The organism is Rhizobium sp. BK399, from assembly GCF_014194695.1.
Taxonomy (GTDB): Bacteria; Pseudomonadota; Alphaproteobacteria; order Rhizobiales; family Rhizobiaceae; genus Rhizobium.
Map to the genome: position 1 here is coordinate 136956 of NZ_JACIAH010000002.1, position 17395 is coordinate 154350.

Sequence of the window (17395 nt, forward strand, 5' to 3'; positions counted from 1 at the left end):
TTCATTATCTCCCGGCAAGTATGGGTTCGGCGCCTTCACTCACGGCTGAGGCCGTGAGGCGCCGAGGGTCGCGCGCAAGCCAAACAGTGACGGTGAGCCCCTGCCCGCTTTGATGACCCGGGTGAAGATCGACGACCTGCTCGACATCCAGCCCGGCCTTGCGCAGCCAGTCGGACATCGACTGATGCGAGAAGCCGAGGCGAACATGCGCGTGCTCGTCGCGAAGGTATTCCAGCCCGTGTGGGGCAAGATCGATGATAAGAAGCCGTCCGCCTGGCCGCAGCATGCGCGCGGCCTCGCCGATTGCGATCTCCGGCTGATCGAAGAAATGCAGCACCTGATGGATCGTCACCACGTCGAAATCCTGCGCCTCGAACGGCAAATTCAGGATATCGGCGTGACGAACGGATGCCTTGGTGATCCCTGACTTGTCGAGGTTGGCGCGCGCCACGCTCAGCATGTCGCGGCTGGCGTCGACGCCGATCGCCCGGCGATAGAGGCCAGATAGAAGCTCGAGGATGCGTCCTGTCCCGGTGCCCAGATCGAGAAGCGAGTCGATCGGCTGGCTGCCGAGCAACCGTATGACGGCGGCATCGACCTCTTCATCGGCGGCGTGCAGGCGGCGAAGCTCGTCCCATTCCGCCGCGTTGCGGCTGAAATAGGCCTGCGCGCGCTCGGCCCGCTGACGTTTGACCGTCGCCAGCCGTTCGCTGTCGCGAAGGACGACGGGGTCGTTCTCGGAGGCATGCGCCAGCAGGCTGCGCACGAAAGCGGCCGCTTTGCCATCCTGCCGAAGGCGGAAATAGGCCCAGGCGCCTTCCTGGTAGCGGTCGATCAGATCCGCTTCGCCCAGCAGCTTGAGGTGACGAGAAATACGCGGTTGGGACTGGCCAAGGATTTCCGTAAGATCGGTCACGGTCAGGTCGCCCGCCGCCAGCAGAGCCAGAAGACGCAGACGCGTCGGCTCGCCGGCCGCCCTGAGGACGTCCACCAAAGCATCCAATCCAAGTCTGATAGGCTCACCCATACCCGATCCAATCAACATATAAAGATATCTTTATGTGATTTGAATAGGTGTGGCAAGCTGGAATTCCATCCATTCACGAAATTAGCTGCTCGGATCACGACATAGGTGCGCGCAAAAAAAAGCCCCGGCGAACCGGGGCTTTCATATAGCTGGAGTCGCTCTTTGGCGATCAGCGCGTCAGGCGCTTATAGGTCACGCGGTGCGGATTGATCGAGTCGACGCCGAGACGGCGCATCTTGTCCTTCTCGTAGTCCTCGAAGTTGCCCTCGAACCATTCGACATGGCTGTCGCCCTCAAAGGCGAGGATATGCGTCGCCAGGCGGTCGAGGAACATGCGATCGTGGCTGATGATGACAGCGCAGCCGGCGAAGCTTTCGAGCGCGTCCTCGAGGGCTGCGAGCGTTTCCGTATCCAGGTCGTTGGTCGGTTCGTCGAGCAGGATGACGTTGCCACCGGCCTTCAACATCTTGGCCAGGTGGACACGGTTGCGCTGACCGCCGGAAAGCGTGCCGACCTTCTGCTGCTGGTCGCCGCCCTTGAAGTTGAAAGCCCCGCAATAGGCGCGCGAGTTCACTTCGTGCTTGCCGAGCTTGATGATGTCGTTGCCGCCGGAGATTTCCTCCCAGACCGTCTTGTTGCCGTCGAGCGCATCGCGGCTCTGGTCGACATAGCCGAGATCGACAGTCTCGCCGATCCGGATGTCGCCGCTATCGGGCTTCTCTTGGCCGGTGATCATGCGGAACAACGTCGTCTTGCCGGCGCCGTTCGGACCGATGACACCGACAATGCCGCCGGGCGGCAGCTTGAAGGTGAGGTTTTCGATGAGCATCGTATCGCCATAGCCCTTGGTGAGGTTCTCGGCTTCGATGACGACCTGGCCAAGACGCTCGCCGACCGGGATGACGATCTGCGCATCGCCGGGGCGACGGGCCTCTGCCGCTGCGACCAACTCGTCATAGGCACGGATACGCGCCTTGGACTTCGCCTGGCGGGCCTTCGGGCTGGCGGCCATCCATTCCTGCTCGCGGCTGATTGCCTTCTGGCGGGAGGCCTCTTCGCGCCCCTCCTGCTGCATGCGCTTGGCCTTCGATTGCAGATAGGCGGAGTAGTTGCCCTCGTAGGGGATACCGCGACCACGGTCGAGTTCGAGGATCCAGCCCGTGACATTGTCGAGGAAGTAGCGATCGTGGGTGATCATCAGGACGGAGCCGGGGTACTGGCGCAAATGTTTTTCAAGCCAGGCAATCGTCTCGGCGTCGAGGTGGTTGGTTGGTTCGTCGAGCAGCAGCAGGTCGGGCTGCGCCAACAACAGGCGGCAGAGCGCTACACGGCGCTTTTCGCCGCCGGAGAGCTTCTCGACCGAAGAGTCGCCTGGCGGGCAGCGCAGCGCGTCCATGGCCATTTCGACCTGGCTTTCGAGGTCCCAGAGGTTCTGGCTGTCAATGACGTCCTGGAGCTTGGCGCCCTCTTCCGCCGTCTCGTCGGAATAATTCATCATCAGCTCGTTATAGCGATCGAGGATCGCCTTCTTCGGAGCAACACCTTCCATGACGTTTTCGAGCAGGGTTTTGGCGGCATCGAGCTGCGGTTCCTGCGCGAGGTAGCCGAGTGTGGCACCTTCAGCAAGCCAGGCCTCGCCGGTGTATTCCTTATCGAGGCCGGCCATGATGCGTAGTACCGTCGACTTACCGGCGCCGTTTGGTCCGAGGATACCGATCTTGGCATCAGGATAAAAAGAAAGGTGGATGTTTTCCAGCACCTTCTTGTTGCCGTACGCCTTGTTGAGGCCGGCCATATGATAGATGAACTGACGTGCCATTGATTGTTCGCTCCGCGGCGGGATTTAAGTTTGCCGCTATGTAGGCGAATTGGGCTCAAGGAGCAACGCGCGAAGGCTAAAAACCAGAGGCTTTTGTGGCCTTGCGGACATTTTGCAGAGGGACGGCGTCACTACCAAAGCTTCGCGTGATCGATGCGAAAGAGTTGGAAATCGCTCGGCTTCGCATAAGGAACCCTCTCGAGACCCGGCCAACTTTTCCCAGCCGCCAAAGCCGCATAGAGCGGAGCCTGCTGTAGATCGGCCGCCAGCGGAAATCGGCATACAGCCACATAGTCGAAGGGCTCCAACGCCGCGCGGCGGACCGCCGCGTCAGACGAGGTGAAGGCCTCGAACATGCGTCTCATACCGGGCGACGCACGGTGGAATGGCACTGCGCCGACAGAAAATCCTGCAGGACGTGCGAATAACACGCGCAACGCGATGCCCTGAGGAAGCGCAATTCGTCCCGCGGCGACCGAATTCAGAACACCGAAATCCTCGCCGTCGCAGTCGCTGGCCGTCATGTAATCGACCGCATCGAATACGTGCATCGGCGGTCGGATGACAAGGCAAAGAACCGCTGGCGCAAGAACGGATGCAAGGGCAAATCCGACAGCCACTCGCACTCCTCGCGTTGGCGATCGGGCATTTAGATAATAGGCAATCGCCGCTGGCAGAAACGGCGGTATGAGCGCAATCGGAAAGCGGATGTTCCGCAAGACGTCAAACGTCAGAAGCAGGGAGGCAAGACCCACGGCGAATGCAACCCCCACGCCGAACTTTTGCTGTCGTATCTGCGCGGCGACGTAAGGTGCAGCCAGAAGGGCACCGCAAGTGGAAAGCGCCAGCAGCGCAACGGTGGAGTATTGCGCACTCTCGTAAAGGTAGAGGAAGCTGTTCTCCTGCCAAATGCGAGAGAACCAAAACGCGCGCGATACCGGATCGATCATCTGATAGGGGCCGCCGAGACAGCGTGGAAAATACCACGCAGCCAGGCCAAGGACGAATGCGCTTGACAGGCCCAGCCATAGGATTTTTGCGAAGATCGATGAGCGATCCGGCACCACCCAAACTACGCAGGACAGGGTGGCGGACATTCCGATCAACAGAAACAGATAGGGTGCGGAAAAGGCATCGCATTGCGTCGAAACGATGCCGTCCGGGCCAATGAAGGCAAGCGCGGCAGCACCGGCGACGGCACTCATTGCGGGACCGCTGGCAATAATCATCGCCCGCGCATCCCTGACGCCGGCAATGTAGCAGAGGACCAGCCCGGCGTAGGCAACAACGACCAGCGGCAGGCATTCCAGTCCGATGACGATGGAGAGCGCCGCAGCGCCCCCCACGAGCGCGCCGCCCAACTGATCCCAGCGAACAAGACCGGACACCATAAGCATCATCGCGACCAGTTGGCCATCGTGGTGGTCAATGCGGCCCGGCGAGAATTCGAACACGGCAACCGCCATGAGAATTGTCATCAGCATCAACATCAGCAACGACGACAAGCGCGACGTCGGCTGATCGGCCATCAACCGTTTCACGGTGGACGCAACCGGCAGGCAGAAAAGGGCGAGCATCAACGGCGGCCAGATGCGGAAAGAGAAGGAGATAGCCTGATCGATGGGCATGAACGGCCGCAGCAACGTCGCTATTGCCGCGTAAGGTAGATCGATCAATCTCGACCAGGGCGAAACGTAAGCTTCGGGCATTGAAATGAACGGCAGCGTAAGATCGAACCACCGACCATCCGGCGACATCAGATACCGGATCTGCAACTCACGCATCTGGTCATCGAGATCACCGAGGAACAACACCCCGTCGGCGAGATCGAACAGAACAATGGCAAGCCCTGTGATGTAGACTGTGAGAAAGGTGCGCAGAAATGGCCTGCTGTCAGGCAAGACCTTCAAGTCGGCTCGCGATAGAACTGCATCCATTCCGCACTCGCCCCAGCAAACAGCGGCCAGACATTAATCCAATCCGATTAATATTCGGCTACATGAGCAAAAACACTAAAACCCAGCAGCGTCCACGACGCCCTGATCGCAGCCGAACGAGGTTCGCCCTGCCCCTTGAATGAGGTCGCGCAGGCTCGCTCCGTCATTCGAGGTGGCGTCCTCCGACAGGCCGATCGTGAGCTCGTCAATGACACGGCCTCCGCCGCCGGCGCGCCGACAACTCATCTTGACCCGATCGCCGGCGCCCGGGCCGAAGCTCTTGTCGAACGCAGCCTTGATCGCCTCCGCCGTCAGCGGCTTGCCGATGTTGGCAGCGAAAAGATCGCGGACAGCAGAGGCGTTCAGCTGATCGATGAGGCGAACCGACGTCGCAAAATAGTCGTCGGCACTCATCTTTGTGCAAGTACCGTGTTTGATCCACTCATGGCGCTCCAGCCCGGATTGCGTTCCAGGCATCGCCTTCTCAAGCGCGGCTTTGGTCTCCGCCGAAAGCTCTACCTCAGGCAGTTTCTTCCAGTTACCTTCCTTGTCCGCGGTCCGCAGCGTGCCCGAGACATCACAATAGTCCTTGCGCATCGGCCAAAGCCCGTGCAGCGAGAAATTGGTCGCATCAAACCTGTCCTTGGTCTGACTGCTGCATTCCGGCTTGCGCTGGTTGGTTTCACAGAAGGCCGGTTGCCAGCTGGCTGCCAAAATGAAGCGCGTCCTTCCACCCGCATCCTGGGCTCCAGCGGTGCCAGCAGTCGTGATCGCAATCAGGAATAAAGCCGTGCGCAGAAATGGATTGCTCATCTTCATCCCTCCCAGGAACAATTCATGAACAAGAAATCATGGTGGGTCTGTTTTCACAACCCTCAATCCCTAGGGTGCTAAAATCCAGTCGCATAAATATTGGGATGTGTTGCATTTCGCGGACGATCTGATCTTCTCGCGCAGACGGGAGGATTTGATGTTTGCAGATACGCAACGCCTTGAAACGGCGAACGCCTCGCTCGGCTTTCATCATGAAGCGGCACAATCCGAGGCACGCGGAATTATCGTTGTCTCCCATGGGTTGGCCGAGCATTCCAAGCGCTACGCCGGTTTTGCGGCGGCGATGGCGACGCGTGGTTATCATGTCTTTGCCTTCGATCACCGTGGACATGGCGAGACGACTGCTGCGGATGCTCCGATCGGACGCTTTGCCCGCCGCGATGGTGTCAGGCAGGTGATCGATGACGTCTCTGCCGTACGCGACCGCGCTGTGGCACAGTATCCCGGCCTGCCAGTCATCGTTTTCGGGCATTCGATGGGAGGTCTCATCGCGCTGAACGCTGCTGTGACCCATCCCGAGAAATATGACGCCGTCGCCGTCTGGAACTCCAATTTTAGCCCAGGCGTCGCAGGGCGGGCAGCACAAGCGATCCTGCTGGCCGAACGGGCCTTGAAGGGCTCCGATGTGCCAAGCGGCATTTTGCCGAAGCTCACCTTCGGCACTTGGGGAAAGTCCATTGCCAATCGTCGAACGGAGTTCGACTGGTTAAGCCGCGACCCTGTCGAGGTCGACAAGTATATCGCCGACCCGCTGTGCGGCTTCGATGCCTCCGTTTCCCTCTGGCTCGATATTTTCGAACTGACGTTTCGCGCGCCGCAAACGCCGCATCTGGACCGTCTGCCGAAGCAGACACCGATCCATCTTGTTGGTGGCGGGCAGGATCCGGCGACGGATGGCGGAAAAGCGGTGATCTGGCTTTCAAACCATTTGAAAGCGCATGGCTTCTCCCGTATCACGACACAGATATATCAGGACATGCGCCACGAAACGCTGAATGAAATTGGAGCGGACGCGGCCATCGCCGCATTCGCCGACTGGTGCGACGAAGCGATCGCGAGATCCTGAACCGAAGGATTTCGCGATGAGCCATGGTATTTCTTCCCGTCCCGTTTCTGCTTCAGAGGTTTCGACCGGCATTCTGCTGATGTTCCTATCGGTGCTCGTATCGCCGATCATCGACATCTTCTCCAAGCTTGCGATCGCGACGATTCCCGCGGCGGAAATCACAGGCGCTCGGTTTGTTGTCCAGGCCCTCTGCATGCTGCCGATCGTTGTCTGGCGCGGAAGCTGGAAGGGCTTCTCGTGGCGCGCCAACATCTTTCATGCCATCCGCGGCGCCATCATAACGATCTCGATGGTCTCCTTTGTCACGACGCTGAAGTACATGCCGGTTGCCGACGCTATCGCGATCTTCTTCGTCGAGCCGATCATATTGACGATCCTGAGCAGCATCTTCCTCAAGGAGACGATCGGTTGGCGCCGCTACACCGCTTGCGGCGTCGGCTTCTTCGGAGCAATGCTGATCATTCAGCCAAGCTTTCAAGAGGTAGGGTACGTGGCGCTTCTGCCCGTCGTCAGCGCCTTTTGCATTGCCATCTTCGCCTTGATGACACGCGTGCTTTCACACCGGGAAGACCCGTGGGCGATGCAGTTTCAGATGGGCATCTGGGGTCTATTGTTCTGCGCCATTCTGCTCGCGCTCGGCAGCGGCACGGGTTCCGACGTCTTTGACTCGGTGATGCCGGATGGCCGTGGCTACCTCTACCTGCTCGGCGTCGGCGTCACGGCGGCCATTGCCGGCATCTTCGGTGTCTATGCCTACCGCGCCGCGCCCGCCTCCACATTGGCGCCCCTTCAGTATTTCGAGATCGTGTCGGCAACCATTTTTGCCTGGCTCGTCTTCGGCGACTTCCCGGATGCGCTCAAGTGGCTCGGCATCTTCATCATCATCGCCTCGGGGCTGTACATTATATGGCGCGAGCGGCGCTTTGCATCGAAGCCCGTATCCGATACACCTCAATCGGCCCTGGCGCCCTGATCTGCTCGTGGGAGGAACATGACGGACAATCAGCCCCAAAAGCCGCCGCTGTCCGGCATCCGCGTCATCGAGCTCGCCCGCGTGCTCGCCGGCCCATGGGCCGGCCAGATGCTGGCCGATCTCGGCGCCGATGTGATCAAGGTCGAAAACCCGGATGGAGGCGATGACACCCGGCACTGGGGCCCACCCTTTGTCGAGGGTGCCAACGGAGAAAACCTTTCCGCTGCCTACTATCACTCTGCCAACCGCGGGAAGCGCTCGATCACTGCCGATCTGAAGCGCGAGGAAGACCAGGCACTGGTTCGCCGCCTCATCGCCACGGCCGATGTGGTCATCGAGAACTTCAAGCTCGGCGGGCTCGTGAAATACGGCCTCGACTACGAGAGCCTGAAGAAGATCAACCCGAAGCTTGTTTATTGCTCGATCACGGGTTTCGGCCAGAACGGTCCCTATGCCAGCCTGGCAGGCTACGACTATATCGTTCAGGGCATGTCGGGTTTCATGTCGATCACCGGTGAGCCCGACGGGCAGCCGATGAAGGCGGGCGTTGCGATCGCCGACATATTTACCGGCATCTATGCGGTCGCAGCCATCGAGGCAGCGCTGATTCACGCACAGAAGACCGGCGAAGGGCAGTTGGTCGATATGGCGCTGCTCGATGTCCAGTCAGCCGTACTGGCCAACCAGAACATGAACTACCTGGTCTCCGGCCGCGCCCCGACACGGCTTGGAAACGCACATCCGAATATCTCGCCCTATGAAGTCGTCCCCGCCGCCGATGGCTATCTGATTCTCGCGGTCGGCAACGATGGCCAGTTCCGCCGCCTATGTGCGATCCTCGGTCTCGAGGGTACTGCTGACGATCTACGTTTTTCGACGAACAAGGCGCGCGTCGCGAACCGTGACGAGGTCCGCAGGCTCGTTTCCACCGAAACGTTGAAATGGCAGAAAGCCGACCTTCTTAAAGCCTGTGAGGCCAACGCCGTTCCGGCCGGTGCGATCAACACCATCGAAGAAATGTTTGCGGATCCACAAATTGAGGCGCGTGGATTGCGGGTAGATCTCGCCGACGCAAAGGGTACGGTCATTCCCGGCGTCAGGACGCCGGTCGTGCTGTCGCAGACGCCGTTGCGTTACGAGCGGCCGAGCCCGCGGCTGGGAGAACATCAGGAGGAGGTTCTGGCGGAACTCGCCGAACTGGAGGGGAAAAGACCATCATGAAAAAGACTGGCGGAGAACTGATCGTCGAGGCCTTGAAAGCAAATGGGGTGAAACGCCTCTCCTGCGTGCCCGGCGAGAGTTTCCTTGCCGTACTCGACGCGCTCTACGATAGCGACATCGACGTGATGGTTTGCCGCCAGGAAGGCGGCGCGGCCATGATGGCAGACGCATGGGGCAGGCTCGCCGGCGAGCCCGGCATCTGCATGGTAACCCGCGGTCCGGGCGCTACGAATGCCACCGCAGGGCTGCATATCGCCAGGCAGGATTCTATCCCGATGATCCTGTTCATCGGGCAAGTCCAACGCGATGCAAGGGAACGCGAAGCCTTTCAGGAGGTCGAGTTCCGCCGTGCGCTGACGGAGTTCAGCAAGTGGGTAGGCGAGATCGACGACGCAGCGCGCATCCCGGAATTCGTCACCCGTGCCTTTGCAATTGCAACATCCGGCCGCCCCGGCCCCGTCGTCCTGTCACTGCCCGAAGACATGCTCCGAGACGAGGTAGAGGCGCCCCGCGCCAAGCGTTACTCGCGCGTCGAAGCTCATCCCGGCCGCCGCCAGATTGACGACTTTTACTTGCGGCTACTGAAGGCCGAGCGACCGATGGTCATCGTCGGCGGCACGCGCTGGGATGCGGATGCGGTGGCCGACCTGAAAGCGTTCTCAGAACGCTTCGCGCTCCCTGTCGGTTGCTCGTTCCGTCGACAAATGCTGTTCGACCACCTGCACCCAAACTACGCCGGGGATGTCGGCATCGGCATCAACCCCGCGCTGGCTAAGGAGATCAAGGAGAGCGATCTGCTGATCCTGCTCGGCGGACGGATGTCGGAAATGCCCTCCTCCGGCTATACGCTGATCGACATCCCTTACCCGCAGCAATCACTCGTCCACGTTCATCCGGATCCGTCAGAGCTTGGCCGTGTCTACCGACCCGACCTCGCAATCAGCGCGAGCCCGAGCGACTTCGTTGCGGATCTTGCTGATCTGGAGGCGCCCAGCGAACTCAGATGGGCGGAACGAACCGAACGGATGCATCAGACCTACATGGCATGGTCGACGCCACCGCAAACCGGTCCCGGCCCGGTCCATATGGGACCGATCATGGAGTGGATCGAGGCAAACACGCGGCCAGACACGATCTTCACCAACGGTGCCGGCAACTATGCCACCTGGCTGCACCGCTTCCATCGCTTTCGTCAATTCAACACCCAAGCGGCACCGGCGTCCGGCTCCATGGGTTACGGCCTGCCCGCCGCAGTCGCCGCCAAGCAGCTCTTTCCCGAACGCGAGGTCATCTGTTTCGCCGGAGACGGCTGCTTCCTGATGCACGGCCAGGAATTTGCGACCGCCGTGCGCTATGACCTGCCGATCATCGCCATTGTCATCAACAACGGCATTTACGGCACCATCCGGATGCATCAGGAGCGCGAGTACCCAGGGCGCGTCAGCGGCACCGATCTGACCAACCCGGACTTTGCCGCCCTTGCACGCGCTTATGGTGGCCATGGGGAGACGGTCGAGACGACGGAAAGCTTCGCAGCCGCTTTCGAGCGTGCAAGGGCGAGCGGCAAACCCTCGATCATCGAGGTAAAGCTCGACCCGGAAGCCATTACGCCGACGCGCACGCTGTCCGAAATCGCCCAAACAAAAAGCCGGTGAGCGAAACTCACCGGCCTTACAAATCGCGGTGCCGTCGACTTAGTCGAGGGCGGCCGTAACTGTGAACTCGACCTTGTACTTCGGCGCAGCAAGCTTGGCTTCGCTGGTTGCGCGAGCCGGCGTGTTCGCCGGATCGACCCAGGCTTCCCAGGCAGCGTTCATTTCTGCGAAGTAGGACATGTCGGAAAGATAGATCAGCGTCTGCAGGATCTTCGACTTGTTCGAGCCGGCTGCAGCAAGCAGACGATCGACTTCGGCGAGCGCCGACTTGCACTGTTCCGTGACGCTTTCGCCTTCGCCCACCTGGCCAGCGAGGTAGACGGTGTTGCCGTGGATGACTGCGCCGCTCATGCGGGCGCCGACGTCGATGCGCTTGATTGTCATGATTGTCTCCTATTGACGAAATGAAAGACGCCGCTGGATTGAAGCGGCGTCGAACCTGGATCAGTGATCAGTACTATGCGCGGATGTGGTGCGTCTTCTGATAGATCGCGGTCGAACGCGCACCGGAACGGCAATAGCCGAGCATCGGACGCGGAAACTCGTCCAAGGCATCGACCATGCCCGCAATAGCCTCCTCATTGACGCCCATAGGGCCGACCGGCACATGCGCGATATCGAGACCGAGTTCCTTGGCGCGCGCTGCTACCAGCGCAAAAGGCGTCTGGTCGGGGCTTTCATCGTCCGGACGATGGCAGACGATCGATTTGAAACCCAAAGCCTTGATCTGGTCGAGATCCTCGACCGAAATCTGCCCGGAAACGGAGTACTCGTCGTCGATCTGGCGAATGTCCATCGCTAATCCTCCTGAAATCGTGGGGTGAATGACTACGCCGCCCCATGCGCAGCGTCAACCGCAGATCACTCAAACGAAGGCGAAGCTGAGCGCATAATCGCGGCTCTCGCCGGGCTTCAGCATGACGAATTCGCCCGCCGCTTCCAACTCGGAGCGTGATACCCATCGATGCGACACCGGCTCGATGCCGAGAACATCGACAGGCGTCTTTTGATTGCGCCAGACCTGCAGGTGCGGCAGCGTCTCGGCAAGAATTCGCACTCTGAGAACCCTGCCACCAGTGGCAGCAATCGGGCCAAGCCGCACCTCGGCGAAGCCGCCTTCCGTTGCCGGCGCCTCCACGCAGAAGATGCCGCCCGGTTCCTCGCCGAAATTCCAAGGGAAGCCACCGCCATCGAGCATCTTGCCTTCGAGTCGGGTGCCCGCGTCGAACCACTTCCCACCGATGTTCATATGGTACATCAGGAAGGTCGGAACGACCTTGTCGCTCGTGTTGACGACCTTGTCTCTGAGGCTGACTTCGCCTGTCCCGCCGTGGATGAACCAATGGCGCTCGATGCGCGCCGGCAAGCCTTCGACGGTTACGATATCGATGTCCGCCCTGCACTCGGCATTGCCATTCTCGAACTTCGTCCAGAGAACTTTGGCTGCATGGCCGGGGCCTGATCCATGCAAGGGATATACCTTCCCGTCGGCGCGGCCGGGTATGGGCTCACGATGACGGATATGATCCGGTCCGCAGGTAAAGAGGAAGCCCTGCACGGAATGCGAAATGCGCGCATCGCCGTCATCCGGAACCGCCTCCTTGGGAGCAACATCGACGCCGTTGACAACACATCCGCCGACATCCATCAGCGACGTCTCGTCAAGCATCAGTTTCGGCCCCTTAGCGGCGGCAAACTCGATCATCGTCCAACTTCCTCCCGTTCTGACCACCTTTGCACGGTTATGTCGTGCCGCCGAATTCGTCAATCGCGACCACACGCTGAGCGCACCGGAACCGACCCATGCCCCCAAATGTTTATGACCAAAGGAAAAATCACGGAGTTTTTATCTTTTGTTCAGCACGATTTCATAAATTCCACACTAGCGTCAAAATTCGCAGGTGTGTGTCGGCCAAGTCACTGAAGGGTCTAAAGACGTGAATCGCTTTGTAATATCGGGATTGTCTGCCGCAGCAGCCCTGCTGGCCATCGCTGTCGCGGCACCCTCTGCCGAGGCGCAGCAGTTTTATAATGGTCGCCAACGTGACGTCGTCTTCGTGGCGCCAAACGGCGATATCCTCGACTACATCCCTTCGGGCGCAGCCTACGCACGCGACCGGCGCGGCAACCGTGTCCTCATCGATCCCTACGGCAATGTGATCGCAACCGAGATGCGTGCGCGTGGCTACTACCCGCGCCCGCCGGTGCGCGACGCCTACAATGGCGATGGCTACTACGGAAACGATCCGTACGGCGATGCCCGTTACTCCGAACGCGGTGCAGTCACCGGCTCGATCCCACGCGACGCTGCGATCGACCGACAGCCGCTTGACGATCAGCCTTACCCGCCGGGCGGCGATAACTATGCGTCCATCGAGCAGGATCAGCAGACACCCGAGATGTTGGAGCCGAAGCCGCCCCAGGAGCCGGTGATCACGCTCAAGAACAAATCGAAGTCCGAAATTGTTGCGCTGCAGGTTTTCCTTGATCGCGCTGGCGTGTCTCCCGGCGCCATCGATGGCCGCATGGGCGCGAACGTCACCAAGGCAATCTATGCCTACCAGCAGATGGCCGGCGAGACGCTTGACCCCAACAACACCGATGCCATTCTCGAGCAGTTGCGGATGACGGGCGGTCTACCGCTCGTCAGCTACACGATCACGCCGGCGGACGCCGCCGGCCCTTACGTAGCGGAAATCCCGGAGGACTACGCCCACAAGGCCGCCATGTCGTCTCTCGGCTACACTTCGACAACCGAGATGCTCGCCGAGCGCTTTCACATGGACGAAGGTTTCCTGAAGGAAATCAACCCAGGCGTGGATTTCACCGTCCCCGGCACAATCATCAAGGTCGTTAATCCGGGCGACGCAAAGGGTGGAGCAGTTGCGCGCATCGTGGCAGACAAGGGCCGCAAGCAGGTCTTCGCCTATGACAACAGTGGCAACTTGATCGCCGCTTACCCGGCCTCGATCGGATCGACGGACACGCCCTCGCCCTCCGGCACCGTGACGGTCGAGCGCGTCGCCTTGAACCCGGGCTACACCTACAATCCGAAGATCAACTTTCAGCAGGGCGCCAACGACAAGATCTTGAATATCCCACCGGGTCCCAACGGACCTGTCGGCACGGTCTGGATGGCGCTCTCGAAGCCGACCTACGGCATCCACGGAACGCCGGAGCCGTCGAAGATCGGCCGCACGCAGAGCCACGGCTGCATCCGTCTCACGAACTGGGATGCCACCGAACTGGCGAAGATGGTCAAGCCCGGCGTCACGGTCGAATTCGTCGATTGATCCCAGGCGGCACCAACCAGAAAAAATGCGCCTCTACGGGCGCATTTTTCATTTGTCGATCAGGTTATTCAAGCGGCAGAGCGGATCAGGGGGCCAGTACTGCGCGCCGGCTCCGGCAGTTTGACTGGTACCTTCGCCATGATCTCTTCAGCAAAGCAGCGAGCGTTCTCGCGCGCCTTGTCGAGGTTGCTGACACGGGCTGGATCGAGGGAATGCAGCGTACCGCCGCAGTCGAAGAGATCGCGGAAGGCTGAGCGTTCGATGATCGCAGTATCGAGCACCGGCACCTGACGCTCGCTCAGCAGCGACTTGACGATCGAGAGTGCCCGCGTCGTTACCATCGAGTTGACGCGCGTGAGGACAACCGAGTGCCCAATGCGGATACCCGCCTTCTCATCGAGATATTGCAGCAGCTCGAGCACCTGCGCACCGCCGCGCGCGTCCATCGCGCACCCCTGGATCGGGATCAGCACGCGGTCTGAAAGCCCGATGGCCGTCGCCAACAGCGGATTGCGCGCGCCTGGGAGATCGATGATGAAGTAATCCGTATTGTGCTTGTTTTCCGAAATGTGCAGCGGCAGGGACGCCGATGTGACGAAGTCGATCACCGAGATGTTGGGCACGTGGCCGGACACCTCATGCCATCGCGTGATCCAGTGCTGCGGATCGGCATCAAGGATGGTCACCCGATAGCCCTTTTGGGCAAGCTCAGTGGCGAGGAGAAGTACGGCTGTCGTCTTGCCGGCGCCGCCCTTGGTGTTTGCGAAAGTGATGACTGGCATGGTCGGTCCTCGAAGGGAAAATGTGAGCCTCTCTATGGCTCTGTCGCGCACTCTCGGAAGCATCGTGCGGTTAATGCATCCTTTCTAATCATGGTTAACAACTTCTAAACGCGACACCTGAAATTGCGGCCAGCATTTCTTGCACTTAGGCACAATCACGACGCCATGAACAAAAAAGGCCCGGAAAGCCTAGGCTTTCCGGGCCAGTTCAGGTCCGCCTTCTTCTCTAAGTTCAGAAGCAATCCTTAAAGAGTGCCTTGGTATTTTCGAGCGTCATCTTGACCGGATTGCCGCCAGCGCTCGGATCTTCGATCGCCATGGCCGAAAGCTCATCGATTCGGTCGGGCTTGATTCCCATCGCAGAAAGGCTGTCGGGAACGCCAAGTTCAGAGCGAAGCTGCAGCACGTAGTCGTAAAAACCGTCGAAACCGCCGGAAATGCCGAGATAGGCAGCAGCGCGCGCGATCTTCTCCTCGATCGCCGAACGATTGAAGCGAAGCACCGCCGGCATCACGACGGCATTCGTCATGCCGTGATGCGTGTTGTAGACCGCCCCGATCGGATGCGACAGCGCGTGGATGGCGCCAAGCCCCTTCTGGAACGCGACCGCACCCATGGCTGCGGCCGACATCATGTTGGCGCGGGCTTCGAGATCGGTGCCTTCCTTGTAGGCGCGCGGCAGGTATTCCTTGACGAGACGCATACCCTCAAGCGCGATGCCTGCCGACATCGGGTGGTAGAACGGCGAAGAATAGGCTTCCAGGCAATGCGCGAAAGCATCCATGCCGGTGCCGGCGGTGATGATTTTCGGCATTCCGACCGTCAGTTCCGGATCAGCGATGACAACGCCCGGCAGGAACTTCGGATGGAAGATGATCTTCTTCACATGCGTTTCGGAATTGGTGATGACGCTGGCGCGACCGACTTCCGAGCCGGTGCCTGCTGTGGTCGGCACCGCGACAATCGGCGCAATGCCGTCGAGGCTGGCACGCGTCCACCAGTCGCCGATATCCTCGAAGTCCCAGACGGGCCGCGTCTGGCCGGCCATGAAGGCGACGCACTTGCCGAGGTCGAGCCCCGAACCGCCGCCGAAGGCGACGACGCCGTCATGGCCACCATCCTTGAACGCCTTGACACCAGCTTCAAGGTTCTTGTCATTCGGGTTCGGGTCAACATCCGCGAAGATCGCGCGGCCGAGACCAGCTTCTTCGAGAATGTCGAGCCCCGTCTGGGTGATCGCCATCGACGCCAGACCGCGGTCGGTGATCAGCAGCGGCTTCTTCATGCCGAGGCTCTTGCAGGCGTCCGCCAGTTCCTTGATGCGCCCCCGACCGAGCTTGAAGGCTGTCGGGTAGCTCCAGTTGGCTGTGATGTTCATGCTGTGACTTTCTTCAGATGATAGGATTTCGGACGCGTCAGGTTCTGGAAGCCGATGATCGACAACGAGCCGCCACGGCCGGTTTCCTTGACGCCGGTCCAGCAGAGCGCCGGATCGAGATAGTCTGCGCGGTTCATGAACACCGTGCCGGTTTCGATCTCGCGACCAAGCCGCCCTGCCCGCTCCGGATCCTTCGTCCAGAGCGAAGCCGTCAGGCCATACTGGCTGTCGTTCATCAGGGCGATTGCCTCGTCATCGCTTTTGACCTTCATGATGCCGACGGCAGGGCCGAAAGTTTCTTCGCGCATGAAGGCCATCGAGTGATCGACGTTGACGAGGATCTGCGGCGCAAGATAAGCGCCACCATCATCCTGCGGAAAGAGCTTCGGATCGACCAGGGCCTTGGCACCCCTGGAGACAGCATCGGCGACCTGCTCGCGCACCACCTTGGCGAAACGTTTGTTTGCCATCGGGCCGAGCGACGTCTCCGGATCAAGTGGATTGCCGAGCTTGTAGTTCGACACCCAAGCGACCGACTTCTCGACGAAGCTGTCGTACAGCGATTCATGCACATAAATGCGCTCGATACCGCAGCAGCACTGACCGGAATTATAGGTCGCGCCGTCCATCAGCGTATCGACCGCTGCATCGAGGTCGGCGTCTTCCATGACGTAGCCCGGATCCTTGCCGCCGAGCTCGAGGCCAAGACCGGTAAACGTGCCGGCCGCCGCACGCTCCATCGAGCGCCCGCCTTCGACCGAGCCGGTGAAGTTCACGAAGTTGAAGCTGCCGGCGGCAATTAGCGCCGACGTCCTCTCGTGGTCGAGGAATACGTTCTGGAAGACGTCCTCGGGAACGCCGGCCTCGACGAACGCCTGCACCAGCCGCTCCCCGACAACAAGCGTCTGCGACGCATGCTTCAGAACAACGGTGTTGCCCGCCATCAGCGCCGGCGCGATCGTGTTGATCGCTGTCATGTAGGGATAGTTCCAAGGCGCCACGACGAAGACGACGCCATGCGCTTCGCGCTCGATGCGGCGCTCGAACTTGTCGCTTTCTTCGACGACAAGCGGCGCCAGCGCATCGGCGGCGATCGAGGCGACGTAGTTGGAGCGCTCGTTGAAACCCTTGTACTCACCGCCGTAGCGGATCGGTCGGCCCATCTGCCAGGCAAGCTCCGGCACGACGACGTCGGACATTTCATTGAGCCGCGCGACGCCCTTCAACACCAGCTGAACGCGCTGTTCCAGCGGCCGCTTTGCCCAGGCCTTCTGCGCCTTGCGCGCACGCGCCACCGCGTCTTTCGCCGCCTCCAGCGAAAGCGCCGGGCGTTCGGCGTAAACCGATCCGTCGATCGGTGAAATGCATTGGATCATTCCCATGATCTTCATCCTATGTTTTGGCATGCCG

At 60.3% G+C, this 17395-nt stretch carries 15 protein-coding genes; 5 read left to right on the top strand and 10 right to left on the bottom strand.

Features of this window, described 5'->3' with window-relative positions:
* Positions 1-4: 4 nt before the first annotated feature.
* From FHT97_RS07175 to FHT97_RS07190, 4 genes are all read right to left on the bottom strand, one after another.
* Complete coding sequence (locus FHT97_RS07175) at positions 5-1027, bottom strand: metalloregulator ArsR/SmtB family transcription factor (protein WP_183860936.1); 1023 nt, start codon at positions 1025-1027, stop codon at positions 5-7.
* 169 nt (positions 1028-1196) lie between these two features.
* Positions 1197-2846, bottom strand: coding sequence for an energy-dependent translational throttle protein EttA (gene ettA / locus FHT97_RS07180; RefSeq protein ID WP_183860938.1), 1650 nt, complete (start codon positions 2844-2846; stop codon positions 1197-1199).
* Positions 2847-2977: 131 nt separating this feature from the next.
* Complete coding sequence (locus FHT97_RS07185) at positions 2978-4783, bottom strand: hypothetical protein (protein WP_183860939.1); 1806 nt, start codon at positions 4781-4783, stop codon at positions 2978-2980.
* A 75-nt stretch (positions 4784-4858) separates the two neighbouring features.
* Positions 4859-5596, bottom strand: coding sequence for a ribonuclease (locus tag FHT97_RS07190; protein WP_183860941.1), 738 nt, complete (start codon positions 5594-5596; stop codon positions 4859-4861).
* A 157-nt stretch (positions 5597-5753) separates the two neighbouring features.
* Here FHT97_RS07190 and FHT97_RS07195 point away from each other — a divergent pair, with 157 nt between their 5' ends.
* The 4 genes from FHT97_RS07195 to FHT97_RS07210 are packed head-to-tail and all read left to right on the top strand — an operon-like array spanning position 5754 to position 10532.
* A complete protein-coding gene (locus FHT97_RS07195) occupies positions 5754-6683 on the top strand; it encodes an alpha/beta hydrolase (protein WP_183860943.1) in 930 nt (309 codons plus the stop codon).
* A gap of 16 nt (positions 6684-6699) precedes the next feature.
* Positions 6700-7656 carry a DMT family transporter gene (locus FHT97_RS07200; protein WP_183860945.1) on the top strand — a complete coding sequence of 319 codons (957 nt, stop codon included), beginning with the start codon at positions 6700-6702 and terminating at the stop codon, positions 7654-7656.
* A gap of 18 nt (positions 7657-7674) precedes the next feature.
* Positions 7675-8877, top strand: coding sequence for a CaiB/BaiF CoA-transferase family protein (locus FHT97_RS07205; RefSeq protein ID WP_183860947.1), 1203 nt, complete (start codon positions 7675-7677; stop codon positions 8875-8877).
* Positions 8874-10532, top strand: coding sequence for a thiamine pyrophosphate-binding protein (locus FHT97_RS07210; RefSeq protein ID WP_183860949.1), 1659 nt, complete (start codon positions 8874-8876; stop codon positions 10530-10532). Before FHT97_RS07205 ends, FHT97_RS07210 begins: the two co-directional genes overlap by 4 nt.
* Positions 10533-10571: 39 nt before the next feature.
* Here FHT97_RS07210 and FHT97_RS07215 read toward each other — a convergent pair whose 3' ends face one another.
* The 3 genes from FHT97_RS07215 to FHT97_RS07225 form a co-directional block, all read right to left on the bottom strand.
* On the bottom strand, positions 10572-10916 hold the full coding sequence (locus tag FHT97_RS07215) for a RidA family protein (protein WP_183754531.1): 345 nt from the start codon (positions 10914-10916) through the stop codon (positions 10572-10574).
* A gap of 73 nt (positions 10917-10989) precedes the next feature.
* The gene (locus FHT97_RS07220) at positions 10990-11328 is read right to left on the bottom strand and encodes a TIGR01244 family sulfur transferase (RefSeq protein WP_183860951.1); all 339 of its coding nucleotides are present in this window, start codon (positions 11326-11328) and stop codon (positions 10990-10992) included.
* A gap of 69 nt (positions 11329-11397) precedes the next feature.
* Positions 11398-12237, bottom strand: a complete 840-nt coding sequence (locus tag FHT97_RS07225; RefSeq protein WP_183860953.1) for a DUF4432 family protein — start codon at positions 12235-12237, stop codon at positions 11398-11400.
* Between the two features lie 232 nt (positions 12238-12469).
* Between FHT97_RS07225 and FHT97_RS07230 the strand changes: the two genes are divergently transcribed.
* Complete coding sequence (locus tag FHT97_RS07230; protein ID WP_183860955.1) at positions 12470-13825, top strand: L,D-transpeptidase; 1356 nt, start codon at positions 12470-12472, stop codon at positions 13823-13825.
* Positions 13826-13893: 68 nt separating this feature from the next.
* On the opposite strand, the gene FHT97_RS07235 is transcribed toward FHT97_RS07230, so the two are convergent.
* The 3 genes from FHT97_RS07235 to FHT97_RS07245 all read right to left on the bottom strand — a co-directional run bounded on the left by FHT97_RS07235 (position 13894) and on the right by FHT97_RS07245 (position 17367).
* Positions 13894-14607, bottom strand: coding sequence for a ParA family protein (locus FHT97_RS07235; RefSeq protein ID WP_183860957.1), 714 nt, complete (start codon positions 14605-14607; stop codon positions 13894-13896).
* A gap of 232 nt (positions 14608-14839) precedes the next feature.
* Complete coding sequence (locus FHT97_RS07240) at positions 14840-15985, bottom strand: iron-containing alcohol dehydrogenase (protein WP_183860959.1); 1146 nt, start codon at positions 15983-15985, stop codon at positions 14840-14842.
* A complete protein-coding gene (locus tag FHT97_RS07245; protein ID WP_183860960.1) occupies positions 15982-17367 on the bottom strand; it encodes an aldehyde dehydrogenase family protein in 1386 nt (461 codons plus the stop codon). Before FHT97_RS07245 ends, FHT97_RS07240 begins: the two co-directional genes overlap by 4 nt.
* Positions 17368-17395: the final 28 nt, after the last annotated feature.

Coding starts and splice junctions, on each gene's coding strand:
- FHT97_RS07175 (WP_183860936.1), bottom strand. CDS start 1,027: ATGGGTGAGCCTATCAGACTTGGATTGGATGCTTTGGTGGACGTCCTC.
- ettA (WP_183860938.1), bottom strand. CDS start 2,846: ATGGCACGTCAGTTCATCTATCATATGGCCGGCCTCAACAAGGCGTAC.
- FHT97_RS07185 (WP_183860939.1), bottom strand. CDS start 4,783: ATGGATGCAGTTCTATCGCGAGCCGACTTGAAGGTCTTGCCTGACAGC.
- FHT97_RS07190 (WP_183860941.1), bottom strand. CDS start 5,596: ATGAGCAATCCATTTCTGCGCACGGCTTTATTCCTGATTGCGATCACG.
- FHT97_RS07195 (WP_183860943.1), top strand. CDS start 5,754: ATGTTTGCAGATACGCAACGCCTTGAAACGGCGAACGCCTCGCTCGGC.
- FHT97_RS07200 (WP_183860945.1), top strand. CDS start 6,700: ATGAGCCATGGTATTTCTTCCCGTCCCGTTTCTGCTTCAGAGGTTTCG.
- FHT97_RS07205 (WP_183860947.1), top strand. CDS start 7,675: ATGACGGACAATCAGCCCCAAAAGCCGCCGCTGTCCGGCATCCGCGTC.
- FHT97_RS07210 (WP_183860949.1), top strand. CDS start 8,874: ATGAAAAAGACTGGCGGAGAACTGATCGTCGAGGCCTTGAAAGCAAAT.
- FHT97_RS07215 (WP_183754531.1), bottom strand. CDS start 10,916: ATGACAATCAAGCGCATCGACGTCGGCGCCCGCATGAGCGGCGCAGTC.
- FHT97_RS07220 (WP_183860951.1), bottom strand. CDS start 11,328: ATGGACATTCGCCAGATCGACGACGAGTACTCCGTTTCCGGGCAGATT.
- FHT97_RS07225 (WP_183860953.1), bottom strand. CDS start 12,237: ATGATCGAGTTTGCCGCCGCTAAGGGGCCGAAACTGATGCTTGACGAG.
- FHT97_RS07235 (WP_183860957.1), bottom strand. CDS start 14,607: ATGCCAGTCATCACTTTCGCAAACACCAAGGGCGGCGCCGGCAAGACG.
- FHT97_RS07240 (WP_183860959.1), bottom strand. CDS start 15,985: ATGAACATCACAGCCAACTGGAGCTACCCGACAGCCTTCAAGCTCGGT.
- FHT97_RS07245 (WP_183860960.1), bottom strand. CDS start 17,367: ATGGGAATGATCCAATGCATTTCACCGATCGACGGATCGGTTTACGCC.